Source organism: Azospirillum oryzae (assembly GCF_008364795.1).
In the GTDB taxonomy this organism is placed as follows: domain Bacteria; phylum Pseudomonadota; class Alphaproteobacteria; order Azospirillales; family Azospirillaceae; genus Azospirillum; species Azospirillum oryzae.
Map to the genome: position 1 here is coordinate 319,173 of NZ_VTTM01000001.1, position 24,010 is coordinate 343,182.

The following is a 24,010-nucleotide window of genomic DNA, read 5'->3' on the forward strand; positions in this document are numbered from 1 at the left end:
TAGGATGACCGTTCAGATTCTGATGCCCGCCCTCTCGCCCACGATGACCGAGGGCAACCTCGCCAAGTGGCTGAAGAAGGAAGGCGACACGGTGAAGTCCGGCGACGTTCTCGCCGAGATCGAAACCGACAAGGCCACCATGGAAGTCGAAGCGGTCGATGAAGGCCGCATCGGCAAGATCCTGATCCCGGCCGGCAGCCAGGGCGTCGCGGTGAACACCCCGATCGCCATCCTGCTGGAAGAGGGCGAGGACGAGAGCGCGCTGGCCTCGGCCGGCTCCGCTCCCGCCCCGGCCCCGGCGCCTGCTGCCGCCGCTCCGGCCGCTGCCCCGGCGCCGACGGCCGCTCCGGTGGCCGCTGCTCCGGCTCCGGCCGCCGCTCCAGCGGCTGCCGCTCCGGGTGAGCGCGTGTTCGCCAGCCCCCTGGCGCGCCGCATCGCCGAACAGGCCGGCGTCGACCTGAAGTCCGTCAAGGGCACCGGCCCGCACGGCCGCATCGTCAAGGCCGACGTGGAGGCCGCCAAGGCCGCCGGTCCGGCCAAGGCCGCCGCCCCGGCGGCTGCGCCGGCTCCGGCCGCTGCACCGGCTCCTGCCGCTGCTCCGGCACCGTCGCCGAAGGCCGAGGGCATCGACGCCAAGGCGCTCGCCGACAAGCTGGGCATGGCCTACACCGCCGTGCCGAACAGCGGCATGCGCAAGACCATCGCCAAGCGTCTGGGCGAGGTGAAGCGCACCGTCCCCGACTATTTCCTGACGGTGGATGTCGAGATCGACGCGCTGATGAAGGTCCGCGCCGAGCTGAACGGCCGGTCCGACGCCTACAAGCTGTCGGTGAACGACTTCATCATCCGCGCCGTGGCGCTGGCGCTGAAGAAGGTCCCGGCGATCAACGCGTCCTGGACCGACGAGGCGATGCTGCAGTACGGCCACGCCGACGTTTCGGTTGCCGTCGCCACCCCGACCGGGCTGATCACCCCGATCATCAAGAAGGCGGAGACCAAGGGTCTGGCCGACATCTCCAACGAGATGAAGGCGCTGGCCAAGAAGGCGCGCGACAACGCGCTGAAGCCGGAAGAGTATCAGGGCGGCACCATCTCCATCTCCAACCTCGGCATGATGGGGATCAAGCAGTTCCAGGCGATCATCAACCCGCCGCAGGCCTGCATCCTGGCGGTCGGCGCCAGCGAGCAGCGCCCGGTGGTGAAGGACGGCGCGCTTGCCATCGCCACGGTGATGAGCCTGACCGGCACCTTCGATCACCGCGTGGCTGATGGCGCCGTCGGTGCGGAATTCCTTGCAGCGGTGAAGAAGCTGCTCGAGGATCCGCTCTCGATGCTGCTCTGATGGTTTGAGGATCCGGTTCCATGTCGAAAAGACTTGCCCCGCTCCGCGCCGAAATCGACGCCATCGACGACGAACTCGTCGCGTTGCTGGGCAAGCGCCTGTCCGTCGTCCACCGCGTCGCAGCGGTGAAGATGGCGGAGAACCTGCCGGCCGTGCTGCCCGACCGCGTCGAAGCGGTGAAAAAACGGGCGGCCGAGGCGGGGCTGGTGTACGGCCTGGATCCGGACTTCATGGCCACCCTGTACCAGACGATCATCGACGAGGCGTGCCGGGTCGAGGAAGGCATATTTGCCGCCGGCCGCGAGGATGCGCCTCGCTCCTGAATGGGGAGAACACCCTTGGCCGACATGAATTACGACGTCATCGTCATCGGCGGCGGGCCGGGCGGTTACGTGGCGGCGATCCGTGCCGCGCAGCTTGGCCTGCACACCGCGGTCATCGAGCGTGAGAACCTGGGCGGCATCTGCCTGAACTGGGGCTGCATCCCGACCAAGGCGCTGCTGCGCTCGGCCGAGGTGCTGCATCTCGCCAAGCATGCCGCCGACTATGGTCTGGTCATCCAGAACCCGTCCTTCGACCTCGACAAGGTCGTCGCCCGTTCGCGCAAGGTCGCCGGGCAGCTGAACGGCGGCGTCAAGCACCTGCTGAAGAAGAACAAGGTCGCGGTGATCGAGGGTTCCGCCAAGCTGCTCGGCAAGGGGCAGGTGGCGGTGACCAAGGGCGAGGCCCCGGTCGGCACCTTCGGCGCCAAGCACATCATCATCGCCACCGGCGCGCGCGCCCGCACGCTGCCGGGGCTGGAGGATGACGGCAAGCTGGTCTGGACCTATCGCAAGGCGATGACTCCGGACTCCATGCCGAAGTCGCTGCTGGTGATCGGGTCCGGTGCCATCGGCATCGAATTCGCCAGCTTCTACAATGCCTTGGGCGCCAAGGTTACAGTGGTTGAGGTGATGGACCGCATCCTCCCGGTGGAGGATGAGGAAATCTCCGCAATGGCCCGGAAAGCTTTTGAGAAGCAGGGCATGCGGATCATCACCGGCGGCAAGGCCGGCAACCTGCGCAAGGCCGCCGACAGCGTGACCGTGGCCGTCGAGGCGGGCGGCAAGACCGAGGACATCACGGTCGACCGCGTCATCGTCGCCGTCGGCATCAGCCCGAACACCGAGGGGCTGGGGCTGGAGAACACCAAGGTCAAGACCGACCGCGGCCACATCCAGACCAACGGCATGTGCGAGACCGACGAGCCGGGCGTGTACGCCATCGGCGACGTGACCGGCGCCCCCTGGCTCGCCCACAAGGCCAGCCATGAAGGCGTGATCGTGGTCGAGCACATCGCCGGCAAGCATCCGCATGCGCTGAACGTCCGCAACATCCCGGGCTGCACCTATTCGCACCCGCAGATCGCGTCGGTCGGCCTGACGGAGAAGAAGGCCAAGGAAGCCGGCTACGAGATCAAGGTCGGCCGCTTCCCGTTCGTCGGCAACGGCAAGGCCATCGCGCTGGGCGAACCGGAAGGCCTGATCAAGACCATCTTCGACGCCAAGACCGGCGAGATGCTGGGTGCCCACATGATCGGCGCGGAAGTGACCGAGCTGATCCAGGGCTACGGCATCGCCAAGTCGTCGGAGCTGACCGAGGCCGAGCTGATGCACACGGTGTTCCCGCACCCGACCCTGTCGGAAATGATGCATGAGTCGGTCCTTGATGCCTATGGCCGGGCGATCCACTTTTAACTAAGATTTTCCGAGGTGACGTTTTCCCCTTTGGACGGAGCCATGGACCGCAGCAGCGCCGCCTATGACGAGGATTTCTACGCCTGGACGCAAGCCCAGGCGCAGGAGCTTCGCCGTGCCGGCGCCGAGCGGAACAATGCCCCGGTCGACTGGGAGAACGTCGCCGAGGAGATCGAGAGCATGGGCCGCGGCCAGAAGTCCGAGATCGACAGCCGCCTTGGCGTTCTGCTGGTCCATTTGCTGAAATGGATGTTCTGTCCCGACCTGCGGGAGCGGTGCGAGCGCGGCTGGCGCCTGACTGTCCGGGAGCAGCGCAAGAAGCTGATCCGGGAGATCAAGGACAGCCCCAGCCTTCGGCCATACATTGCCGGCATCTTCGCCGACGTTTACTCGGATGCCCGCCTGCGGGCCGCCGTCGAGGCGGATGTGCCCGACGGCCATTTCCCGGTCCAGTCGCCTTTCACACTTGACCAGGCGCTCGATCCGGCCTATCCGGCCGAACTGTTTCCGCCGGAATGGCGGGTTTGACATCCTCATCGCACCTATTGTCGGGGCCGGGGCATCGCGTCGGCCATCGGGAGCTTTAGACCATGACCCTCGTCGACCAGACCGAGAAGCTGCGCCACCCCGAAAAGGCCCATAAGCCCGACAACCCCATCCAGCGCAAACCGGCCTGGATCCGGGTCAAGGCGCCGATGAGCCAGGAATACAATGAGACCCGCCAGCTGATGCGCGGTCTGAAGCTGAACACCGTGTGCGAAGAGGCCGCCTGCCCGAACATCGGGGAGTGCTGGAAGCACAAGCACGCCACCTTCATGATCCTGGGCTCCATCTGCACGCGCGGCTGCGCCTTCTGCAATGTGGAGACCGGGCGTCCCGACCAGCTGGACCCGCATGAGCCGGACAATGTGGCCGAAGCGGTCGGCAAGCTGAAGTTGAGCCACGTCGTCATCACGTCGGTCGACCGCGACGATCTGGCCGATGGCGGCGCCGAGCATTTCGCCCGCACCATCCGCGCCATCCGCGCCGCGTCGCCGACGACGACCATCGAGATCCTGACCCCCGACTTCCAGAAGAAGAAGGGTGCGGTCGAGGTGGTGGTGGAGGCCAAGCCCGACGTGTTCAACCACAATCTGGAAACTGCGCCGCGCCTTTATCCGACAATCCGCCCCGGTGCGCGCTATTTCGCCTCGCTGCAGCTGCTGGCGCGGGTGAAGGAGCTGGATCCGACGATCTTCACCAAGTCCGGCCTGATGGTCGGGCTGGGCGAGACGAAGGAGGAGATCGGGCAGGTTATGGACGATTTGCGTTCCGCCGATGTGGACTTTCTGACGATTGGGCAGTATCTCCAGCCCACGCCCAAGCATGCGGCGGTGGATCGTTTCGTGACTCCCGAGGAGTTCGACGGTTATTCCACTGTCGGCCGCGGCAAGGGCTTCCTGCTGGTGGCCTCGTCGCCGCTGACGCGCTCGTCCTACCATGCGGGCGCCGATTTCGAGAAGCTGCGCGAAGCCCGGCTGCGCAAGCTGGGGGTCGCGGCCGCCTGATCCAGGCGGTTCAATAGAAGGACACGGGTACGGGCATGCCGACGCACGCGGAAAAGAAGGTTCTTCCCTACACGCCCCAGCAGATGTACGACCTGGTCGCCGATGTGGAGAAGTATCCGGAGTTTCTGCCCTGGTGCCTCGCGGCCCGAATCCGCAAGCGCGAAGGCAATGTCATGTTCGCGGACCTGATCATCGGGTTCAAGATGGTCCGCGAACGCTTCACCTCACGGGTGGAGTTGAGTGCGCCAGCCTGCCGGATCGACGTGCAGTACACCGACGGGCCGTTCCAATACCTGAACAACCACTGGATCTTCAACGATCATCCCGGCGGCTGCTGCGTCGACTTCTTCGTCGATTTCGAGTTCCGCTCGAAGATGCTGCAGAAGATCATGGGTTTGCTGTTCAACGAGGCGGTGCGCCGCATGGTGCAGGCCTTCGAAACGCGGGCGGCCCAGCTTTATGGGCCGGGCCGGGTGACGCAGCCGGCCTGACGCCGGCTTGTACGCGGTTGCGTGGGTGGTCGGTCAGGTCTTGTCCGACCACAGCTCCCCGCCGCTGGCCCAATCGCTTTTCTTCACGTCCTGGAAGATGATGTCCACCGCCGACGGCGAGCAGCCGAGGACCTTCACGGTCGCTTCGGTCAGCGCCTTGGCGTATTCGCGTTTCTGCTCGACGGTGCGGCCTTCGAACAGCTGGATGTTGATGGTCGGCATCGGGTGATTTTCCTTGCTAGTGAAGAGTTTGCCGGCGTTTCTTCAGCGCAGGCTTCCGGTCGGGCGGGCCAGCCGCAGCCGTTCCAGCGCCGCCTGGACCGTCGCCATCCGCACGGCGTCGCGGTCGCCGGGGAAGGTATATTCCTTGGCCTTGGCCGCCCCGCCGCGCACGGCGGTGGCGACATAGACGCGGCCCACCGGCTTGGTCTCGGTCGCGCCGCCGGGACCGGCGATGCCGGTCACCGCCACCGTCACATCGGCCCGCGACTTCGCCAGCGCACCGACGGCCATGGCGACCGCCACCTCCGGGCTGACCGCGCCATGGGCGTGCAGCAGGCTGGCGGGAACGCCGAGCAGTTCGGTCTTGGCGATGTTGGTGTAGGTGACGAAGCCGCGGTCGACCACCTTGGACGAGCCGGCGATGTCGGTCAGCGCGCCGGCGATCAGACCGCCGGTGCAGGACTCGGCGGTCGCCAGCATGAAGCCGGCGAGGCCGTATTCGGCCAGCACCTGGGCGGAAAGCTCGCGGATGGGCTCGGGAAACATGACGGCCTCTCCCGGTTCGGACTGTTGGATTGGATGTTAACCGGGGAGCCGGATGGTCGCCACCGCTTGCGCGGCGATGCCCTCGCGCCGGCCGGTGAAGCCCAGCTGCTCGGTGGTCGTCGCCTTGACGCTGACCCGCCCGACCTCAATGCCCAGGATTTGGGCAATACGCTCGGCCATCGCGGCGCGGTGGGGGCCGACCTTCGGCCGTTCGCAGATGATCGTCACGTCGGCATGGGCGATGACGCCGCCGCGCTCCGCCACCAGATCGGCGGCATGGCGCAGGAACTTGGCGCTGTCGGCGCCGCGCCAGCGCGGGTCGGTCGGCGGGAAGTGGCTGCCGATGTCGCCGGCGGCCAGCGCGCCGAGGATGGCGTCGGTCAGGGCATGCAGGCCGACATCGGCGTCGGAATGGCCTTCCAGCCCGTGGTCGTGCGGCACGCGCAGGCCGCAAAGCGTGACGAAATCGCCATCGGTGAAGCGGTGGACATCGAAGCCGCTGCCGGTCCGCACATCCCACAGGCTGCTCATGATCGCGCGGGTGGCGCGGGTCAGGTCGTCGGGGGTGGTCACCTTGAAATTGTCCTCCTTGGACGGCACCAGGGCAACGGCAAGCCCGGCCCGCTCCGCCACCGCGGCATCGTCGGTCAGCGACAGGCCGGCGGCGGCGCGGTGCGCCTCCACAATGGCGGGGAAGCGGAAGCCCTGCGGGGTCTGCGCCCGCCACAGTCCTTCGCGGTCCACCGTGCCGGCGATGGCGCCGGCCCCTCCATTCCCGCTGCCGCGCTTGAGGGTATCGGCGACTGGCACAGCGGCGATGGCGCCCGGCGTGGTCTCCAGCGCGTCGATCACCGCGCCTATGGTGGCCGCGTCGATCAGCGGACGGGCGGCGTCGTGGATCAGTACGAGGTCAGGGGCGCCGTCGGCGGCGGCGAGAGCCTCCAGCCCGTTGCGCACCGAATCCTGACGGCTGGCGCCGCCGGCCACCGGATCGGGCAGGCCGAGGCCGGCAACGGCGGCGTCATAGGCCTCGCGCCAGGTCGGGTCGATGACCACGCGCACGCCGGTGACCTGGGGATGGCTCAGAAAAGCCTCCACCGTCCGGCGCAACACCGGCTTGCCGGCGAGTTCGAGATACTGCTTCGGCCGTTCGGCGCCGAACCGCTGGCCGGATCCGCCGGCGACGATCAGGGCGATGCAGGTGGGCGCGATGCAGGTGGGCATGAGGCAAACCGTAAGATATGATAGCCACTTGACGGAAACGTCGCGGAGCCTAGCCTGTCGCCGTGGTTCCGCCAAGTGCCGAGCCTTGCCACCTGCTACGCTCCGGATGATGTCCGGGGGCGGGCGGCATGATATGGCGGCACGTCATGGCAGCATGACGGCGGAAGGACGGGAGTGCATTCGGGTCCATGTCGCAGAACATTTTCTTGAGCCTGACGGCGCTGGTGGCCCTGTTGCCTGCCGCCTTCTATCCTTACCGGCGCATTGCCGGGCAGGGGGTGGAGGGGCGCGGCTGGTCCTTCTGGGGTGCGTTGCTGCTCGCCGCCGCCGGGCCGGGCATGTGGGCGATCCTGCAGGTCGCCGGCCAATGGCAGACCGGTTTCTCCACCGCGCTGTGGGTCACGACCGCCGCCTGCATGGCTCTGTTCATCGGGCTCAGCCTGCTCCATGACACGGCTTGGAGGCTGGCGCCGCTGCTGCTGCCCTATCTTCTGGCGGTCTGCCTGCTGGCGACGCTGACGGAGGATGCGCCGGCGCCGGTCCTGCGCGGCAATGCGCCGGGCGTGTGGATCGACCTGCACATCGCGGTGTCGGTCTTCACCTATGCCCTGCTGACCCTGAGTGCCGTGGCATCCTTCGCCGCGGTGATCCAGACGCGGGCGTTGAAGAGCAAGCGGCCGACCCCGCTCAGCCGCTTCCTGCCGCCGGTGGCGGAGAGCGAGCGGCTGCAGTTGCGACTGCTGATCGCGTCGGAGGTGATCCTCGGCGCCGGTCTCGCCACCGGCATGGCGGTGCTCTATTTCGAACAGGGGCTGCTGTTCCGCACCGATCACAAGACCCTGCTGTCGCTGGCGACCTTCATCGTCATCGGCGTCCTGCTGCTGGCCGAATACCGGACCGGCGTGCGCGGGCGGACGGCGGCGCGGACCATGCTGATCGTCTATCTGCTGGCGACGCTTGCCTATCCCGGCGTCAAGTTCGTGTCGAACGTGCTGATCGGCCAATGGGCTTGGAGTTGAGGGCGCATCCACCGCAAGCCGGTGGCGGAACATGGGTTTTGCCCCAAGCGTAAGCTTGGCCATTGGGCTTGCGATCGGGCTTCGCGCTTGCACACATCCGCAGCAGCGTGATAACTTGCACAAATTGGCGGCACTTTGTTGATTTGCCCATCAATCGGGCAGGTGAGAATGACCATACAAATCGGACCCATCACGCTCGCCGGACCGGTGATCCTGGCGCCCATGTCGGGTGTCTCCGACCTGCCGTTCCGCCGTCTGGTGAAGCGCGCGGGCTGCGGCCTTGTCGTGTCGGAGATGATCGCCAGCCAGGCGATGATCCGCGAGAATCGCCAGACCCTGCGGATGGTGGAGACCGAACCGGAAGAATTTCCGATGGCGGTCCAGCTCGCCGGCTGCGAGCCCGAGGTGATGGCGGAAGCGGCGAAGCTGAACCAGGACCGCGGCGCCGCAGTCGTCGACATCAATTTCGGCTGTCCGGTGAAGAAGGTGGTCAACGGCCACGCCGGCTCCTCCCTGATGCGGGACGAGGCGTTGGCCGGGCGGATCCTGGAGGCGGTGGTGAAGGCCGTCAGCATTCCGGTTACGCTGAAGATGCGGCTGGGTTGGGACGAGACCAACCGGAACGCTCCCAACCTCGCCCGCATCGCCGAGCAGTGCGGGATCAGGATGGTGACGGTCCATGGCCGCACCCGCATGCAGTTCTACACCGGCACTGCCGACTGGACCTATGTCCGCCATGTGAAGGAGGCGGTGTCGATCCCGGTGGTGGTCAACGGCGACATCGCCAGTTTCGAGGCGGTGGACAGCGCGCTTGCCGAATCCGGAGCCGACGGCGTGATGATCGGGCGCGGCAGCTATGGCCGGCCCTGGTTCCCGTCGCAGGTCATGCATTACCTGCGCACCGGCGAGAGGCTGCCCGATCCGCCGCTGCACGAGCAGATGACCACGCTGCTGGAGCATTTCGACAGCATGCTGAGCCATTACGGCACGGACGGCGGTATCAAGGTCGCCCGCAAGCATGTGTCCTGGTATTCGACCGGCCTGCGCGACTCCAACGAGTTCCGCCAGGAGGTCAACCGCTTGGCCGACCCCGACGCGGTGCGTGACCGCATCCGTGCCTTCTACGAACCGGCAATCGAAAGGATGGCCGCCTGATGGATCCCGTACCGATGACCGCCCCGGGCCAGCGTGGCCGCAACCGGTCGGGTGCCTCGCGGGCGCCCCGGCTGGATTCCCTGGTGGTGCTGAACAGCCTGCCCGATCCGGTGCTGGTGGTGGACGGCAATGGCGACATCCGCTTCGTCAATCTGGAGGGGCAGGAATTCTTCGACCTGTCCGCCAACGCCATGGAAGGCATGCCGCTGCCCGACCTGCTGCCGCCGGACAGTCCGGTGATGGGCCTGATCGAGCAGGTGCGCCGCGGCAGCCGCCGGGTGTCGCAGGACGGGGTCATCATCGACACGCCGCGCATCGGTCCGCACCATGTCACGGTGCAGGTGGCGACCATGGGCGACCCGCCCGACCATGTGGTGCTGACCATCCATGAGCGGTCGCTGGCCCGCAAGATCGACCATTCGCTGACCCACCGCCATGCCGCACGCTCCGTTACCGCCATGGCGGCGATGCTGGCGCATGAGGTGAAGAACCCGCTGTCGGGGATCCGTGGCGCCGCCCAGTTGCTGGAGGAGAACGCCAGCGACCAGGACCGGGTGCTGACCCGCCTGATCTGCGACGAGGCCGACCGCATCGTCGCATTGGTCAACCGGATGGAGGTGTTCTCCGATGAACGGCCGCTGGAACGCGCCGCGGTGAACATCCACACGGTCCTGGAGCATGTGCGCAAGGTAGCCCAGAGCGGGTTTGCCCGAAAAATACGCTTTGTCGAGCGTTACGACCCCTCGCTGCCTCCTGTTTACGGCAATCGCGACCAACTTGTGCAGGTTTTCCTGAATCTGGTGAAAAATGCGGCAGAAGCTGCACCGGAATCAGGCGGCGAAATCACCCTGATCACCTCCTATCAGCATGGCGTGCGCATGGCGCTGCCGGGCGGCGATGCGCGCCGGCATCTGCCCTTGCTGGTGACGGTGCAGGATAATGGCGATGGCATTCCGGAAGACCTGCAGTCCAACCTGTTCGATCCCTTCGTGACCAGCAAAGTGAACGGCACTGGCCTTGGTCTTGCATTGGTGGCGAAACTCATAGGCGATCATGGCGGAACCATCGAGTTCGACAGCCAGCCTCGCCGGACCGTCTTCAAGGTGTCGCTGCCGATGTACGATGATTCGAAATACGATGACTCGAAACCTTCCGGGGAGTCGAAGATTTCAGACGCTGGCTTGCAGTCCAAGGGCGGCCGGGGGAGTCGTTGATGAGCGCGGCGACCATTCTCATCGCGGATGACGATCGCGCCATCCGCACCGTCCTGACGCAGGCGCTCGCCCGGCTGGGGCACGAGGTGCGCACCACCGGCAATGCCGCCACGCTGTGGCGCTGGGTGGCGGACGGGCAGGGCGATCTGGTCATCACCGACGTGGTGATGCCGGACGAAAACGGCCTGGACCTGATCCCGCGCATCAAGAAGCTGCGGCCCGAACTGCGCGTCATCGTCATGAGCGCGCAGAACACGCTGATCACCGCGGTGAAGGCCGCGGAGCGCGGGGCCTTCGAATATCTGCCCAAGCCCTTCGACCTGAAGGAGCTGGTGTCGGTCGTCGAACGGGCGCTGAACACCAACACGCCGCCGGCGGCGATGCCCGGCGGCGACCTGGAAGGCGAGGAACAGCTGCCGCTGATCGGCCGCTCGCCCGCCATGCAGGAAATCTACCGGGTGCTGGCCCGCCTGATGGGCACCGACCTGACGGTGATGATCACCGGCGAGTCCGGCACCGGCAAGGAATTGGTCGCCCGCGCGCTGCATGATTACGGCAAGCGGCGCAACGGCGCCTTCGTCGCCATCAATATGGCCGCCATCCCGCGCGAGCTGATCGAGTCCGAGCTGTTCGGCCACGAGAAGGGTGCCTTCACCGGCGCCACCAACCGGTCGACCGGCCGGTTCGAACAGGCGCAGGGCGGCACCCTGTTCCTGGACGAGATCGGCGACATGCCGCTGGAGGCGCAGACCCGCCTGCTGCGCGTGCTGCAGGAGGGCGAATACACCACCGTCGGCGGCCGCACCGCGATCAAGACCGACGTGCGCATCATCGCGGCGACCCACCGCGACCTGCGCACCCTGATCCGCCAGGGCCTGTTCCGCGAGGATCTGTTCTACCGGCTGTGCGTGGTGCCGATCCGCTTGCCGCCGCTGCGGGAGCGGACGGAGGACATTCCGCTGCTGGTCCGCCATTTCCTCAATCTCGGCATCAGCCAGGGGCTTCCGGCCAAGAGCATCGATCAGGCGGCGATGGACCGGCTGAAGCGCTACCGCTGGCCCGGCAACGTCCGCGAGCTGGAGAATCTGGTCCGCCGTCTGGCCGCGCTCTATTCGCAGGAGGTCATCGGGCTGGACGTGGTCGAGGCGGAGCTTGCCGACGCCACCCCGGCCGCCCAGCCGGTGGAGGAGCCGCAGAGCGAGGGCCTGTCCTCGGCGGTCGAGCGACACCTGAAGGACTATTTCGCCGCCCATAAGGACGGCATGCCGTCCAACGGCCTGTACGACCGCGTGCTGCGCGAGATCGAACGGCCGCTGATCTCGCTCAGCCTGTCGGCGACCCGCGGCAACCAGATCAAGGCAGCCCAGCTGCTGGGTCTGAACCGCAACACGCTTCGCAAGAAGATCCGCGACCTGGACATCCAGGTGATGCGCGGCATCAAATAGACTGCTGCCGACCAGCCGATTGACGCCCCGCCGCCGCCGCAACCGACCCGTGCCAAAATTGTGACACAGCGTCGGTGCGGACGGCGCTGGACGAAAGACCAGCAACCGCCCGATGGCGCGCCGCGCCGGCTGGCCTAATCGGTCCTGTCCGAAAGGCAGATCCATTGCGGCTTGGCAGGGCCGCAACAGAGGTGTATCTTTCCGGCAACAGATCAGCGCCGGACCATGCCACCCATTTCCGACAACGCAGCAGCCGGCCAAAGGCCGGTCTGGCAGAAGATTCTCCACTGGTCCCGGCGGGTAGGCCTGGGCAAGCGGCTGGCTTTTGCCCTGTCGCTGGCAGCCTTGGCCGCCGGCTTCGCCACCTATGCGGCGATGACGGAAAGCGCGCCCTTCGGGCAGGCCAACCCGCGCACCGTCACGCTTCTGCTGACGCTCGACCTCGCGATCCTGCTGACGCTGGGCGTGCTGATCGCCCGGCGGATCGTCGCGATCCTGATCGGGCGGCGGCGCGGATTGGCGGGATCGCGGCTGCACACCCGGCTGGTTCTGGTGTTCAGCGTGCTGGCGGTGGCGCCGGCCATCATCATGACCGTCTTCTCCACCCTGTTCTTCTATGTCGGGGTGCAGAGCTGGTTCAGCGACCGCGTGCGCACGGCGGTCAATGAATCCCTGGTGGTCGCCAGCGCCTATCTGCACGAGCACCAGCAGAACATCCGCGCCGATGCCCTGGCGATGGCCAACGACCTGTCGCAGGAGGCGCGGCTTTCCAGCGACCCGGAGCGGTTCGAGCAGGTCGTCGCCACCCAGGCGATGCTGCGCGCCCTGTCGGAAGCCATCGTCTTCAACGGCACCACCGGCGCCATCGTCGCGCGCGCCGGCTATACCTTCACCCTGGAATTCGAACCGATCCCGGAAGACAAGATCCAGCAGGCCCGCAATGGCGAGGTCGCGCTGATCGTCAAGGAATCCGACGACCGCGTCCGCGCCCTGGTCAGCCTGGACCGGGTGTCCGACACCTTCCTCTATGTCGGCCGCATGGTGGAACCGCGGGTGCTCCAGCACATGGCCTCTGCCGAGGGGGCGGTGAAGGAATACACGGCGCTGGAGAACCAGCGCGGCAGCCTGCAGATCACCTTCACCCTGATCTTCCTGGTGGTGGCGATGCTGCTGCTGCTGGCGGCGGTGTGGGCCGGGCTGAATTTCGCCACGCGGCTGGTCCGCCCGATCAGCGCCCTGATCGGCGCTGCCGAGCGGGTGCGCGCCGGTGACCTGACCGTTCGCGTCTCCGAGCCGCCGGGCGAGGACGAGTTCGTGCTGCTGTCCCGCGCCTTCAACCGCATGACCACGGAAATCGAGGGGCAGCGGCGGGAACTGCTGTCGACCAACCGGCTGCTGGACGAGCGGCGCCGCTTCACCGAGACGGTGCTGTCCGGCGTGTCCGCCGGCGTGCTGGGCGTGGATGCCGACGGCGTCATCAACCTGCCGAACCTGTCCGCCGCCCGGCTGCTGGGCGAGGAGGATCCGGAGCGTCTGGTCGGCATGTCGCTGGTCGAACTGCTGCCGGACATCGGCGACCTGCTGGAGAATGCGCCGAAGAAGCCGGGCCGCGTCGTGCAGGACCAGATCCAGATCCGCCGTCCGGGCAAGCCGACCTTGACCCTGCTGGTCCGCATCGCGGCGGAGGTGCGCGCCGGCGAGGTGCGCGGCTATGTCGTCACCTTCGACGACATCACCGAACTGGTGTCGGCCCAGCGCAAGGCGGCCTGGGCCGACGTGGCGCGCCGCATCGCGCACGAGATCAAGAATCCGCTGACGCCGATCCAGCTGTCGGCCGAACGGCTGCGCCGCAAATACCTGAAGGAGATCTCCAGCGATACGGAGGTCTTCACCATGTGCACCGACACCATCGTCCGGCAGGTCGACGACATCCGCCGCATGGTGGACGAGTTCTCCGCCTTCGCGCGGATGCCGCAGCCGGTGATGAAGCCGGTCAACATCAACGATCTGGTGCGGCAGGCGGTGTTCCTGCAATCCAGCGCCCATACCGGCAAGATCCGCTTCGACACCCGGCTGCCGTCCGGGCCGCTGACCGTGGCGTGCGACAGCCGGCAGATCTCCCAGGCGCTGACCAACCTGCTGCAGAACGCGGCGGACGCCATCGAAGGGCGCACGCCGCCCACCGACGGGTCGGACCTGCCGCCCGGCGAGGTGGCGATCGCGGTGGAGGACGACGGCGAGAAGGTCGTCGTCACCGTCGAGGACAACGGCAAGGGCCTGCCCGGCGGCGAACAGCGCGACCGTCTGACCGAACCCTATGTGACGACGCGGGCCAAGGGCACCGGGCTGGGGCTCGCCATCGTCAAGAAGATCATGGAGGACCATGGCGGCGTGCTGACCCTGGAGGACCGCGAAGGCGGGTCCGGGGCGCGCGTGACCCTGGTCATTCCACACCCGGTTGCGGTCGCGAACGACGCGGGCGGCCGTGACGACAGGCCGGCGGAGACCGGCGGAGAGATGAGGCACGAAGCCCATGGCGCATGACATTCTGATCGTCGACGACGAAGCCGATATCCGGATGCTGATAGCCGGCATCCTGAACGACGAAGGCATCAAGACCCGCGAGGCCGCCGACGCCGATCAGGCCTTCGCCCAGGTGGCGGCGCGCCGGCCGAGCCTCGTCGTGCTCGACATCTGGCTGCAGGGCAGCAGGCTGGACGGCCTGCAGATCCTGGAACAGCTGATGCGGGACCACGGCAACCTCCCGGTCATCATGATCTCCGGCCACGGCAACATCGAGACCGCGGTCCAGGCGATCAAGGTCGGCGCCTACGACTTCATCGAGAAGCCGTTCAAGGCCGACCGGCTGCTGCTGATGGTGGACCGCGCCATCGAGGCGGCGCGGTTGAAGCGCGAGAACCAGGAACTGAAGCTGCGCGCCGGCGGCGACGTCGAGTTGATCGGCCGCTCATCGGCGGTCAATCAGGTGCGCCAGTCCATCGACAAGGTGGCGCCGACCGGCAGCCGCGTGCTGATCTCCGGCCCGCCCGGCGCCGGCAAGGAGGTGGTCGCGCGCCTGATCCATGCCCGCTCGCGCCGGGCCAGCGGCCCCTTCGTCGGGCTGAACTGCGCCACCATGCGGCCGGAGCGGCTGGAGATGGAACTGTTCGGCACCGAGGCCGGCGTCGACGGTCCCGGCCGCAAGATCGGCACCTTCGAGCAGGCCCATGGCGGCACGCTGCTGCTGGACGAGGTCGCCGACATGCCGCTGGAAACCCAGGGCAAGATCGTCCGCGCCCTGCAGGAGCAGGTGTTCGAGCGCGTCGGCGGCGGCCAGCGGGTCGAGGTCGACGTGCGCGTCATCGCCACCTCCAACCGCGACCTGCAGGCGGAGATCGAGCAGGGACGTTTCCGCCAGGACCTGTTCTACCGCCTGTCGGTGGTGCCGATCCGCGTGCCGTCACTGGCGGAGCGGCGGGAGGACATCCCGGTGCTGGCCCGCCATTTCATGCAGCGCTCCGCCGAGGCGTCGGGCCTGCCGGTCCGCGAGTTCGGCGAGGACGCGATGGCGGCGCTCCAGGCCTATGACTGGCCGGGCAACGTGCGCCAGCTGCGCAACGTGGTGGACTGGCTGCTGATCATGGCCCAGGGCGACGCGAAGGAGCCGATCCGCGCCGACACCCTGCCGCCGGAGATCGGCGCCATCACGCCGACGGTCCTGAAATGGGACAAGGGCGGCGAGATTATGGGCCTGCCGCTGCGCGAGGCGCGCGAGGTGTTCGAGCGCGAATATCTGCTGGCACAGGTCACCCGCTTCGGCGGCAACATCTCCCGCACCGCGTCCTTCGTCGGCATGGAGCGCTCCGCCCTTCACCGCAAGCTGAAGTCGCTGGGCGTCCATGGCAGCGAAAAGGGGAAAATGTTCATCGAGTGATCGGCGCCATCGCACGACGGCAATCACTTCTCAGTCCGTCCGTCATTCCCGCGAAGGCGGGAGTCCAGCGTTTGCACAGGAGTGACTGTGGGACAGCCTGGATCCCCGCTTTCGTGGGGATGACCTCCACGTGAGGGCGGCTTCGTGCCGCCATTCCCACGCCTATTGGAGCATCTCCTTGTCCGCCCCCATCACCCTGCCGCGCGCCGTCATCTATGACTGGGACAATACCCTGGTCAGCAACTGGGACACCGTGCGCGCGGCGCTGAACCATGCGCTGGTGTCCTTCGGCCTCGACCCCTGGAGTGCCGAGGAGGCGCGCGAGCGGATCAAGGCATCGTTGCGCGACAGCTTCCCCCGCATCTTCGGCGAGCGCTGGACCGAGGCGCGCGACCTGTTCTACGGCTATTTCGCAGCCCACCATCTGGACGGACTGAAGCCGCTGCCGGGCGCGGAGATTCTGCTGCGCCATTTGCACGAGCGCGGCGTCTATCAGGCCGTTGTCTCCAACAAGAACGGCAGGTTCCTGCGGGCGGAGGCCGATGCGCTGGGCTGGAGCCGCTATTTCGGCAAGCTGGTCGGCGCACAGGATGCCGAGTTCGACAAGCCGCACATCGCCCCGGTGCGGATGGCGCTGGAGCCGGCGGGGATCGCGCCGGGTGCCGATATCTGGTTTCTCGGCGATGCCGACATCGATATGGAATGCGCCCATGGCGCCGGACTCGTTCCGGTGCTAATAGGGCTGGGCGAGGGGAGCGGCTTCGACCGTTTCCCGCCCGCCCATCGCCACACCGACTGTACGGCGCTGCACCGCGTCCTGTATGGCTTGGTGGAAGGCAATGGTGATACCATATCCCTGCAAACGGCTGTCGAGACGGTACCAACGCGCACCATACCTGCACCGTGAAACGGGGAGCGGACCGCCTGACGAAGGGGTCCCAAGAACATTGAAGAAGGGGGCATGAAAAATGTCTGAAAAAAGCCAAAACGTGCAGGACGTGTTTCTCAATCACGTCCGTAAGAACAAGACTCCCGTAACCGTCTTTCTCGTGAACGGCGTGAAACTCCAGGGCATTATTACTTGGTTCGACAACTTCTCGGTACTTCTGCGGCGCGACGCGCATTCCCAGCTCGTCTACAAGCACGCAATCTCGACGGTCATGCCGGCCCATCCCATTCAACTTTTCGAGCCGCCCAAGGAAGGTGAAAGCGTCTGATCCCTTGACCAATGGTAACGGCGCGGCCCCTGAAGGCGCCGCGCGGGCCATCGTGGTCCACCCTGTCCTCCGCAGCGAGGCGGACGGGGACATGCGCCCTCCCGAATCCCGGCTCGAGGAGGCGGTCGGTCTAGCCCAGGCCATTCAGCTGGACGTGGTCCATGCCGAATGCGCCAAGGTGAACCGGCCGCAGCCATCGACCCTGCTCGGCTCCGGCACGGTGGAGCAACTGGCACAGGTGGTGGAGGAGAGCGAGGCGACCCTCGTCATCCTCGACCATGCCCTGTCGCCGGTCCAGCAGCGCAACCTGGAACGGTCGCTGAAGGCGAAGGTCATCGACCGCACCGGTCTGATCCTGGAGATCTTCGGCGCCCGCGCCCGGACGCGGGAAGGCATGCTGCAGGTCGAGCTGGCGTCCCTGACCTACCAGAAATCCCGGCTGGTGCGGTCCTGGACCCACCTGGAACGGCAGCGCGGCGGCTTCGGCTTCCTCGGCGGCCCCGGCGAATCGCAGCTTGAGCTTGACCGCCGCCTGATCGGCGATCGGATCATCAAGATCAAGAAGGAACTGGAGGAGGTGCGGCGCACCCGTGGCCTGCACCGCAAGGCGCGCGCCAAAGTGCCGTACCCGGTGGTGGCGCTGGTCGGCTACACCAACGCCGGCAAATCGACGCTGTTCAACCGGCTGGCGAATGCGGATGTGTTCGCCCAGAACCTGCTGTTCGCCACGCTCGACCCGACCATGCGGCAGGTGACGCTGCCGTCGGGGCGCAAGGTGATCCTGTCGGACACGGTCGGCTTCATCTCCGACCTGCCGCACGGCCTCGTCGCCGCCTTCCGCGCCACGCTGGAGGAGGTGGACGCCGCCGACATCATCCTGCATGTCCGCGACATCGCCCACATCGACAGCGAGGCCCAGAAGGCCGACGTCCACGAGGTGCTGTCGGACATGGGCATCGACCCGGAGACGGACGACCGGGTGATCGAGGTGCTGAACAAGATCGATGCTCTGGACGAGGAAAGCCGCGCGGCGGTCCTGGCCCAGACCGGGCGCAATCCGCGCGCCGTGGCGGTCTCGGCCCTGTCGGGGGAGGGGATCGACGACCTCGATCGCCTGCTCGACCAGCGGATGAACGTCAACCGGCAGGTCGTCGACCTGTCCGTCGACCTTGGCGACGGGGCGGCGCTCGCCTGGCTCTATGCCAGGAGCGAGGTTCTCGACCGGCGCGACGACGAGGAGCATGCGCATCTGCAGGTCTCCATCGACCCCGTCGATCTCGCCCGTTTCGAGAAGCGGTTCCAGCCGGCCGAACAGCCGACCGAGCAGGTCCAGTCGCAACCTTAGGCGGCGCGGGCCTGTACTCCTGGCCGAAGGAAGGGGGTGCGACACCGGGTCTATGACCTGTTGCACCCCACTCCGGTCTTACGACGAATGCGGCGTGGTTATTTCCCCGTTGGGGTCCGATTATGGGAACGGAGCGGTGCGCTCCCCCATCAGGAGGACTGCCAATGCGGTTGCAAACCGATCCGTCGTGCTTTTCGATCACGGCTTTCCTCGCCGATCAGGTTGCTATCGTCGCCCGTCAGGAAAAGCTGCCGCCTGGCGCCGCATTGTTGCGGTTGCAGGAGCTTTCGCGCACCCCCGAAGGCCGTGCGACCCTGATGAGCCTGATCGAATCCGCCGCCCAGCGGGAGCCGAATGCCGAAGAAGCCGCGAAGATCGATGCGATCTGCCGTGAGCTGGCTGCCTGGGGCTATGGCGGCTTCACCGGCGGAACCCGCCACGACCCCCATCACGACCACCGCGCCGCAGCCTGACGGTGATTTGACACATGCTTGAGGGATGACTGCGCAGGCGATGACGGGCCATAATGGGCCGTTCGCCATCGCCGCGGTCCCGTCGTGCTCCGTTCCCCTTCCCGTACCGTCCTGACCGGCGCCGGCCGCCTATTCCCGGCGCTGCTGATCCCGGCACTGCCGCTGCTTCTGGCAATTGCCCAGCCGGTGGCGGCCGAGCCGGTGCGTTACGGAATGCCGCTGCCGCCCGGATATGTCGAGGAACCGGCGGTGCCGCCCGAGGATCCGCTTCCCCCTCCGCCGAAGCCCTTGCCGTTGGCACCCGACGAACCGCTGATCGTCGCGCCGGATGCTGCGGAACTGTTGAAGGACTGCAAGCAGCAGGCCTTCACCGACTGTTTCCGCCTGTGGCAACCGCCCCCGCCTCCTCCTCCGGAACCTGAAAAGGAAACCGCGGGCCCTCCGCCACCGCCCCCGCCGCCGGACCCCAAAGCGCCGCGTGAGCCGGCACGGGGTGGCCCGGTGCCGCCCCCGCCGCCCGATCCCGCCAAGGAGGCCGCTGCCGCCGCCGCCGACCGCGCCACCTTCGATGCGCTGTCGAAGGCGCTGAAGGACAGCGGGCTGGACGGCAGGGTTCTGTTGACCGACCCGAAGGGCGGCGATCCCGTATTGAAACTGGACGGCGCGCCCGGCAGCCAGCCGGCGGCGAAGCGCTGAACCGCCATCACCTCAAGCAATCAGGAACCTTCCGACCATGACGGGTTTCCCGCTTCCCGACATCGACCAGGTTTCCGACCTGATCCGCTCCGTCGCACGGACGGAGATCATGCCGTATTTCCAGAAGCTCGACGCATCGGGCATCCGGCAGAAAACCGGCCCGACCGACCTCGTCACGCTGGCGGACGAGGCGGCGGAGCGGGCCTTGACCCCGGCGCTGTCCGCCCTGCTGCCGGGCAGCCGCGTCATCGGCGAAGAAGCGGCATCGGAGGACGAGCGCGTGCTCGACCGCATCCATGGCGACGATCCGGTGTGGATCATCGATCCGGTGGACGGCACCATCAATTTCGCCCAGGGCCGGCCGATGTTCGCGGTGATCGTGGCGCTTGCCTGGAAGGGCGAGACGGTCGCCGGCTGGATCCACGATCCGGTCGATGGCCGGATGGCGATGGCGGTGAAAGGGCAGGGTGCACGGCTGAACGGCAGCGGCGTCCATGTCGCGCCGGCCGTGCCGCTGCCGCGGATGGTTGGCGCGCTGTCGACGCGCTTCTGCCCCGAGGAGATGGGGCGGCAGTTGGAGGAGCGCAGCGCCGGACTGGGCGAGCGCGTGTGCCTGTCGAGCGCCGCGCAGGAGTATCTGCGGCTGCTGGAGGGGCGGGCGCATTACTCGCTCTATCACCGGCTGATGCCGTGGGATCATGCGGCCGGGGTGCTGATGCATGCGGAGGCCGGCGGTTATTCGGCGCTGATCGACGGCACGCCCTACCGGCCGGGGTTGTTGCGCGGCAGCATCCTGCTGGCGCCCGACCGCGAAAGCTGGCAGGCGCTGCGCGGGCAGCTTTTTGGGTGAGTTGAGTGGTTAGGGGCGTGGTTGCCCCCACCCCAACCCTCCCCCGCTGGGCGGGGGAGGGTTGGGGTGGGGGCAACCACCGCAACCATCCTCCCCGCAACACCTCAATGCGTCAGCAGTGCCGGAAGGGTCAGCCCTTCCAGCACCGTGCGGGTGGCGCCGCCCAATACCAGTTCGCGCAGACGGGAATGGCCGTAGGCGCCCATCACCAGCAGATCGGCGCCCTGGTCGCCGCAGCAGGACAGGATCATGTCGCCGACCTCGCCACCCGACGCGATGACCGATTGCGGGCGGGCGGCGATGCCGTGGCGGTGCAGCCAGTCGACCAGATCGGCGGCATCGTTGCTGTGCTGGCCCGGCGGCTCGACCGACAGGACGGTGACGGAGTCTGCCGTTTCCAGGAAGGGCATCGCGGCACGGACGGCGCGGGCCGATTCGGGACTGTTCTTCCAGGCGACCAGCACATGGCGGCCGATGGGGGCCGCGGCCGGCTGCTTCGGCGGCAGAACCAGCACCGGGGTGGGGGTCTCCAGCGGCAGGCGGTCGGGGATGTGGTGCAGCGACACCCTTTCGCCCGCCCGCACCGCGGCCGACTGCGCCACCACGATCAGATCGGCGTAGGAGGCCCGCTCCGCCAGCAGATCGACGTGATCGCCTTCCTCGATCGTCCAGTCGAAGGACAGGCCGTCGAGCGCTTGGCGCACCTCCCGCTCGATGCGTTCGGCATTCTCGTGAGCGATGGCGGTGGCTTCCGCCATGTAACCGTAGGAGGCGGCGCGGCCGGTGGCGCCCGCCGGCATCGACACCGGGGTGGCGATGTAGAGCGCCTGGATATGGGCGGAGAAGCGCTTGGCCAGGGCGGCGGCCACCGCCAGACGGCTGGCGTGGGCGTCGTCGTTGGCCATGTGCAGCAGGATGGTCTTGATCGGCATGCCCTCGCGTCTCCCAATCTTATGCTTTGGCCCGCCATTGGCCCGACAGTGGGCCGGCGGAGCGCTTTCCTTCCAGATAACGCTCCGCCACGACGAATGGCAATGTCTGCAAGCAGATGGGGTTACTTGACCACGACCGCATAGTGGTCGAGCGGCGCCACCGCCTTGATCAGGCCGCGCGCCTTCAGGAACTCGGCGAAGCGGGTGTAGCGCTCGGCATCCAGCGCCGCCGGGCTGTGGGAGAAGCGCGGCAGCGTGTCGGCCCAGGCGCGGCGGTTCAACTCGTCGTTCAGCTCCGGCCGGCCCTTGACGAAGGCGGCCTGCGATTCCTCCGGATGATTCAGGATGTAGAGCGTCGCGCGCTCCACCGCCGCCAGGAAGCGCTTGAAGCGCGGGTCGTTCGCCTTGTCCTTGCGGGCGACCAGGATCAACTCGTCATAGGGCGGCACCCCTTCCTCCTCCGGGTAGAAGGCGCGGCCGGGGTGCTTCTCGATCTCCATCTGGTTCAGCTCGAAGTTGCGGAAGGCGCCGATCACGGCATCGACCTGCCCCGACAGCAGCGACGGCGAGAGCGAGAAGTTGACGTTCACCAGCTCGACGTCCTTCAGGCTCAGCCCTTCCTTCTCCAGCATGGCGCCGAGCAGGGCGTCCTCGAAGCCGGCGATGGAATAGCCGACCTTGCGGCCCTTCAGGTCCTTCAGCGTCTTCACCGCCCCGTCGCGCAGCACGACGACGGAGTTCAGCGGCGTCGACACCAGCGTGCCGATGCGGACCAGCGGCAGCCCCTCGTCCACCTGCAGGATCAACTGCGGCTGGTAGGAGACGGCAATGTCGGCGCCGCCGGCGGCGACCAGCTTCGGCGGATCGTTGGGGTCGGCCGGAGCGGTCAGCGTCACGTCCAGCCCGGCGTCCTTGAAGAAGCCCTTTTCCTGCGCCACCACCAGCGGGGCGTGGTCGGGGTTTACGAACCAGTCCAGCATCACGGACAGCTTGTCCTGGGCCAGGGCCGGAAGCGAGGTCATCAGGCTGGCGGCCATCAGGCCGGCGGCGAACATGTGCTTCATTGGCAGGTGCTTCATCGGGTGTCTCTCCCCCTTCGAGGGTTGGCGTCTTAAGGGTTGGCGTCTTCGGCAGGTTGGGTATCGGGTTGCCAGGGCAGGGCGCGGCGGGCCAGCGCATCGACGGCGGCGTACAGCGTCACCGCGAACAGCCCCAGCACCAGGACGGCGGCGAACAGAAGGTCGATCTGCATGCGGGCGTTGGCATGCAGCATCAGATAGCCGAGGCCGGAGGACGACCCCACCCACTCGCCGATCACCGCGCCGATGGGCGCCACCGCGGCGGCGACGCGCACGCCGGACCAGAAGGCGGGCAGAGCGGCCGGCAGGCGGATGCTCCACAGTATGGCGGCGGGGGAGGCGCCCATGGTGCGGGCAAGGTCGAGCCAGCCGGGATCGGTGCGCCGCAGCCCGTCGAACAGCGCGGTCGTCACCGGGAAATAGATGACCAGCACCGCCATCGCGATCTTGGAGGCCATGCCGTAGCCCAGCCACAGGACCAGCAGAGGCGCCAGGGCGAAGACCGGAATCGCCTGACTGACCAGAAGCAGCGGCATCAGCCAGCGCCGGGCGGTGCGGAAGCGCGCCAGCAGCAACGCGCTGACCCCGCCCAGCGCCACGCCGGCCACCAATCCGATCAGGATCTCCGACAGGGTGGTCAGGCCGTGGGTCAGCAACAGGGGCGCCTGCCTCTGCATCGCGTCGGCCACCGCCAGCGGGCTGGGCAGCAGGTAGCGCGGCAGGCCGGTGGCCCAGACCAGCGCCTGCCAGGCGGCAACCAGCACCAGCAGGGTGACCACGGCGCGCAGCAGCGCCTTCATTCCGCCAGCCTCCGCAGCAGTTCGGCTTGATGCGCCAGCAGGCCGGGATCGTCGACGCGGCGCGGCACCGGGCCCAACGGCTCCAGCGCCGGCCCCATCGCGGCGGGACGGCCGGTCATCACATGCAGGCGGTCGCCGATGCGCAGCGCCTCCAGCGGGTCGTGGGTGACCATCAGGACGGTACGGCCGGCCAGCGTCTCCGCCGCCGTTTCCTGCAGCCGCAGCCGGGTGATGGCGTCGAGCGCGGAGAAGGGCTCGTCCATCAGCACCAGCGGCTTGTCCTCCATCAGCGTGCGGGCCAGCGCCACCCGCTGCCGCTGCCCGCCGGACAGGGCGGCCGGGCGGTCGCGCTCCCGCCCTGCCAGACCGACGCGGTCCAGCAATGCGCGGGCCTGCTCCACCCGCGCCGGATCGGGGCGGCGGTGGCGCAGACGGTCGCCCAGGAGGACATTGTCGAGGACGGTCAGCCAGGGAAGCAGAAGGTCCTGCTGCGCCATGTAGGCGATGCGGCCGGCCAGCGGCAGTCCATCGCCGGTGACGACTTGCGTCGGTGGTTCCGGCTCGGCCAGACCGGCGAGGATGCGCAGAAGCGTGGTCTTGCCGACGCCGCTCGGTCCCAGCAGGCAGGTGGTCCGGCCGGCCGGCAGTTCCAGCGTCAGGTCCGAGAACAGCAGCGTGCCGCCATAGGTCAGCCGGGCGCGCGAGATCGTCACCGAAAGCGGCGTCATCGCAAGCATCGGGGC

At 67.5% G+C, this 24,010-nt stretch carries 25 protein-coding genes; 18 read left to right on the top strand and 7 right to left on the bottom strand.

Annotated features, from left to right (window positions below):
* Positions 1–4: 4 nt before the first annotated feature.
* From FZ938_RS01550 to FZ938_RS01575, 6 genes are all read left to right on the top strand, one after another.
* Positions 5–1,342 carry a pyruvate dehydrogenase complex dihydrolipoamide acetyltransferase gene (locus FZ938_RS01550; protein WP_149196954.1) on the top strand — a complete coding sequence of 446 codons (1,338 nt, stop codon included), beginning with the start codon at positions 5–7 and terminating at the stop codon, positions 1,340–1,342.
* A gap of 20 nt (positions 1,343–1,362) precedes the next feature.
* The gene (locus FZ938_RS01555) at positions 1,363–1,665 is read left to right on the top strand and encodes a chorismate mutase (RefSeq protein WP_149196955.1); all 303 of its coding nucleotides are present in this window, start codon (positions 1,363–1,365) and stop codon (positions 1,663–1,665) included.
* A gap of 15 nt (positions 1,666–1,680) precedes the next feature.
* The gene (gene lpdA, locus FZ938_RS01560) at positions 1,681–3,078 is read left to right on the top strand and encodes a dihydrolipoyl dehydrogenase (RefSeq protein ID WP_149196956.1); all 1,398 of its coding nucleotides are present in this window, start codon (positions 1,681–1,683) and stop codon (positions 3,076–3,078) included.
* Positions 3,079–3,120: 42 nt separating this feature from the next.
* Entirely contained in the window at positions 3,121–3,606 is a 486-nt protein-coding gene (locus tag FZ938_RS01565; protein ID WP_149196957.1) for a DUF29 domain-containing protein, read from the top strand.
* 62 nt (positions 3,607–3,668) lie between these two features.
* Positions 3,669–4,625 carry a lipoyl synthase gene (lipA, locus tag FZ938_RS01570; RefSeq protein ID WP_149196958.1) on the top strand — a complete coding sequence of 319 codons (957 nt, stop codon included), beginning with the start codon at positions 3,669–3,671 and terminating at the stop codon, positions 4,623–4,625.
* Positions 4,626–4,660: 35 nt separating this feature from the next.
* Positions 4,661–5,116 carry a type II toxin-antitoxin system RatA family toxin gene (locus FZ938_RS01575; protein ID WP_109151031.1) on the top strand — a complete coding sequence of 152 codons (456 nt, stop codon included), beginning with the start codon at positions 4,661–4,663 and terminating at the stop codon, positions 5,114–5,116.
* Between the two features lie 33 nt (positions 5,117–5,149).
* Here the strand turns inward: FZ938_RS01575 and FZ938_RS01580 are convergent, their stop codons facing one another.
* The 3 genes from FZ938_RS01580 to FZ938_RS01590 are packed head-to-tail and all read right to left on the bottom strand — an operon-like array spanning position 5,150 to position 7,108.
* Complete coding sequence (locus FZ938_RS01580; RefSeq protein WP_014247666.1) at positions 5,150–5,338, bottom strand: 4-oxalocrotonate tautomerase; 189 nt, start codon at positions 5,336–5,338, stop codon at positions 5,150–5,152.
* Between the two features lie 42 nt (positions 5,339–5,380).
* Positions 5,381–5,884, bottom strand: coding sequence for a CinA family protein (locus FZ938_RS01585; RefSeq protein ID WP_085089438.1), 504 nt, complete (start codon positions 5,882–5,884; stop codon positions 5,381–5,383).
* A gap of 36 nt (positions 5,885–5,920) precedes the next feature.
* Positions 5,921–7,108, bottom strand: coding sequence for a bifunctional 2-C-methyl-D-erythritol 4-phosphate cytidylyltransferase/2-C-methyl-D-erythritol 2,4-cyclodiphosphate synthase (locus tag FZ938_RS01590; protein ID WP_149196959.1), 1,188 nt, complete (start codon positions 7,106–7,108; stop codon positions 5,921–5,923).
* Positions 7,109–7,296: 188 nt separating this feature from the next.
* Between FZ938_RS01590 and FZ938_RS01595 the strand changes: the two genes are divergently transcribed.
* From FZ938_RS01595 to FZ938_RS01650, 12 genes are all read left to right on the top strand, one after another.
* Entirely contained in the window at positions 7,297–8,127 is an 831-nt protein-coding gene (locus FZ938_RS01595) for a cytochrome C assembly family protein (RefSeq protein ID WP_149196960.1), read from the top strand.
* Positions 8,128–8,295: 168 nt separating this feature from the next.
* Complete coding sequence (dusB, locus tag FZ938_RS01600) at positions 8,296–9,282, top strand: tRNA dihydrouridine synthase DusB (RefSeq protein WP_149196961.1); 987 nt, start codon at positions 8,296–8,298, stop codon at positions 9,280–9,282.
* Positions 9,283–9,296: 14 nt separating this feature from the next.
* Positions 9,297–10,496 (top strand): two-component system sensor histidine kinase NtrB, encoded by a 1,200-nt coding sequence (locus FZ938_RS01605; RefSeq protein ID WP_149196962.1) that lies wholly within the window; start codon positions 9,297–9,299, stop codon positions 10,494–10,496.
* A complete protein-coding gene (gene ntrC / locus FZ938_RS01610) occupies positions 10,496–11,941 on the top strand; it encodes a nitrogen regulation protein NR(I) (RefSeq protein ID WP_109151026.1) in 1,446 nt (481 codons plus the stop codon). Before FZ938_RS01605 ends, ntrC begins: the two co-directional genes overlap by 1 nt.
* A 225-nt stretch (positions 11,942–12,166) precedes the next feature.
* On the top strand, positions 12,167–14,485 hold the full coding sequence (locus FZ938_RS01615; protein ID WP_149196963.1) for a sensor histidine kinase NtrY-like: 2,319 nt from the start codon (positions 12,167–12,169) through the stop codon (positions 14,483–14,485).
* Positions 14,475–15,875, top strand: a complete 1,401-nt coding sequence (ntrX, locus tag FZ938_RS01620; RefSeq protein ID WP_149196964.1) for a nitrogen assimilation response regulator NtrX — start codon at positions 14,475–14,477, stop codon at positions 15,873–15,875. The genes FZ938_RS01615 and ntrX overlap by 11 nt, the downstream gene beginning before the upstream one ends.
* 178 nt (positions 15,876–16,053) lie before the next feature.
* A complete protein-coding gene (locus tag FZ938_RS01625; protein WP_149196965.1) occupies positions 16,054–16,782 on the top strand; it encodes an HAD family hydrolase in 729 nt (242 codons plus the stop codon).
* A gap of 61 nt (positions 16,783–16,843) precedes the next feature.
* Complete coding sequence (gene hfq, locus FZ938_RS01630; protein WP_012974114.1) at positions 16,844–17,092, top strand: RNA chaperone Hfq; 249 nt, start codon at positions 16,844–16,846, stop codon at positions 17,090–17,092.
* A 52-nt stretch (positions 17,093–17,144) separates the two neighbouring features.
* A complete protein-coding gene (gene hflX / locus FZ938_RS01635; protein ID WP_149197643.1) occupies positions 17,145–18,437 on the top strand; it encodes a GTPase HflX in 1,293 nt (430 codons plus the stop codon).
* 164 nt (positions 18,438–18,601) lie between these two features.
* Positions 18,602–18,910 carry a hypothetical protein gene (locus tag FZ938_RS01640; RefSeq protein ID WP_149196966.1) on the top strand — a complete coding sequence of 103 codons (309 nt, stop codon included), beginning with the start codon at positions 18,602–18,604 and terminating at the stop codon, positions 18,908–18,910.
* An 84-nt stretch (positions 18,911–18,994) separates the two neighbouring features.
* Positions 18,995–19,606: a hypothetical protein gene (locus FZ938_RS01645; protein ID WP_149196967.1), complete on the top strand. Its 612-nt coding sequence runs from the start codon at positions 18,995–18,997 to the stop codon at positions 19,604–19,606.
* 37 nt (positions 19,607–19,643) lie between these two features.
* Positions 19,644–20,456 (top strand): inositol monophosphatase family protein, encoded by an 813-nt coding sequence (locus tag FZ938_RS01650; RefSeq protein ID WP_149196968.1) that lies wholly within the window; start codon positions 19,644–19,646, stop codon positions 20,454–20,456.
* A gap of 104 nt (positions 20,457–20,560) precedes the next feature.
* Here FZ938_RS01650 and FZ938_RS01655 read toward each other — a convergent pair whose 3' ends face one another.
* From FZ938_RS01655 to FZ938_RS01670, 4 genes are all read right to left on the bottom strand, one after another.
* Entirely contained in the window at positions 20,561–21,388 is an 828-nt protein-coding gene (locus tag FZ938_RS01655; protein ID WP_149196969.1) for a universal stress protein, read from the bottom strand.
* Between the two features lie 122 nt (positions 21,389–21,510).
* Complete coding sequence (locus FZ938_RS01660) at positions 21,511–22,452, bottom strand: ABC transporter substrate-binding protein (RefSeq protein WP_149197644.1); 942 nt, start codon at positions 22,450–22,452, stop codon at positions 21,511–21,513.
* A gap of 47 nt (positions 22,453–22,499) precedes the next feature.
* Complete coding sequence (locus FZ938_RS01665) at positions 22,500–23,267, bottom strand: ABC transporter permease (protein WP_149196970.1); 768 nt, start codon at positions 23,265–23,267, stop codon at positions 22,500–22,502.
* Complete coding sequence (locus FZ938_RS01670; protein WP_246457419.1) at positions 23,264–23,995, bottom strand: ABC transporter ATP-binding protein; 732 nt, start codon at positions 23,993–23,995, stop codon at positions 23,264–23,266. The genes FZ938_RS01665 and FZ938_RS01670 overlap by 4 nt, the downstream gene beginning before the upstream one ends.
* Between the last annotated feature and the right edge of the window lie 15 nt (positions 23,996–24,010).

Bases quoted from the DNA above. Each gene is read 5' to 3' on its own strand.
- FZ938_RS01615 (WP_149196963.1), top strand. From the start codon at position 12,167: ATGCCACCCATTTCCGACAACGCAGCAGCCGGCCAAAGGCCGGTCTGG.
- FZ938_RS01640 (WP_149196966.1), top strand. From the start codon at position 18,602: ATGCGGTTGCAAACCGATCCGTCGTGCTTTTCGATCACGGCTTTCCTC.
- FZ938_RS01665 (WP_149196970.1), bottom strand. From the start codon at position 23,267: ATGAAGGCGCTGCTGCGCGCCGTGGTCACCCTGCTGGTGCTGGTTGCC.
- FZ938_RS01580 (WP_014247666.1), bottom strand. From the start codon at position 5,338: ATGCCGACCATCAACATCCAGCTGTTCGAAGGCCGCACCGTCGAGCAG.
- FZ938_RS01555 (WP_149196955.1), top strand. From the start codon at position 1,363: ATGTCGAAAAGACTTGCCCCGCTCCGCGCCGAAATCGACGCCATCGAC.
- ntrX (WP_149196964.1), top strand. From the start codon at position 14,475: ATGGCGCATGACATTCTGATCGTCGACGACGAAGCCGATATCCGGATG.
- FZ938_RS01595 (WP_149196960.1), top strand. From the start codon at position 7,297: ATGTCGCAGAACATTTTCTTGAGCCTGACGGCGCTGGTGGCCCTGTTG.
- FZ938_RS01650 (WP_149196968.1), top strand. From the start codon at position 19,644: ATGACGGGTTTCCCGCTTCCCGACATCGACCAGGTTTCCGACCTGATC.
- FZ938_RS01550 (WP_149196954.1), top strand. From the start codon at position 5: ATGACCGTTCAGATTCTGATGCCCGCCCTCTCGCCCACGATGACCGAG.
- FZ938_RS01655 (WP_149196969.1), bottom strand. From the start codon at position 21,388: ATGCCGATCAAGACCATCCTGCTGCACATGGCCAACGACGACGCCCAC.
- FZ938_RS01670 (WP_246457419.1), bottom strand. From the start codon at position 23,995: ATGACGCCGCTTTCGGTGACGATCTCGCGCGCCCGGCTGACCTATGGC.
- FZ938_RS01585 (WP_085089438.1), bottom strand. From the start codon at position 5,884: ATGTTTCCCGAGCCCATCCGCGAGCTTTCCGCCCAGGTGCTGGCCGAA.
- FZ938_RS01605 (WP_149196962.1), top strand. From the start codon at position 9,297: ATGACCGCCCCGGGCCAGCGTGGCCGCAACCGGTCGGGTGCCTCGCGG.
- lipA (WP_149196958.1), top strand. From the start codon at position 3,669: ATGACCCTCGTCGACCAGACCGAGAAGCTGCGCCACCCCGAAAAGGCC.
- ntrC (WP_109151026.1), top strand. From the start codon at position 10,496: ATGAGCGCGGCGACCATTCTCATCGCGGATGACGATCGCGCCATCCGC.
- FZ938_RS01575 (WP_109151031.1), top strand. From the start codon at position 4,661: ATGCCGACGCACGCGGAAAAGAAGGTTCTTCCCTACACGCCCCAGCAG.
- FZ938_RS01590 (WP_149196959.1), bottom strand. From the start codon at position 7,108: ATGCCCACCTGCATCGCGCCCACCTGCATCGCCCTGATCGTCGCCGGC.
- dusB (WP_149196961.1), top strand. From the start codon at position 8,296: ATGACCATACAAATCGGACCCATCACGCTCGCCGGACCGGTGATCCTG.
- FZ938_RS01565 (WP_149196957.1), top strand. From the start codon at position 3,121: ATGGACCGCAGCAGCGCCGCCTATGACGAGGATTTCTACGCCTGGACG.
- hfq (WP_012974114.1), top strand. From the start codon at position 16,844: ATGTCTGAAAAAAGCCAAAACGTGCAGGACGTGTTTCTCAATCACGTC.
- FZ938_RS01660 (WP_149197644.1), bottom strand. From the start codon at position 22,452: ATGAAGCACATGTTCGCCGCCGGCCTGATGGCCGCCAGCCTGATGACC.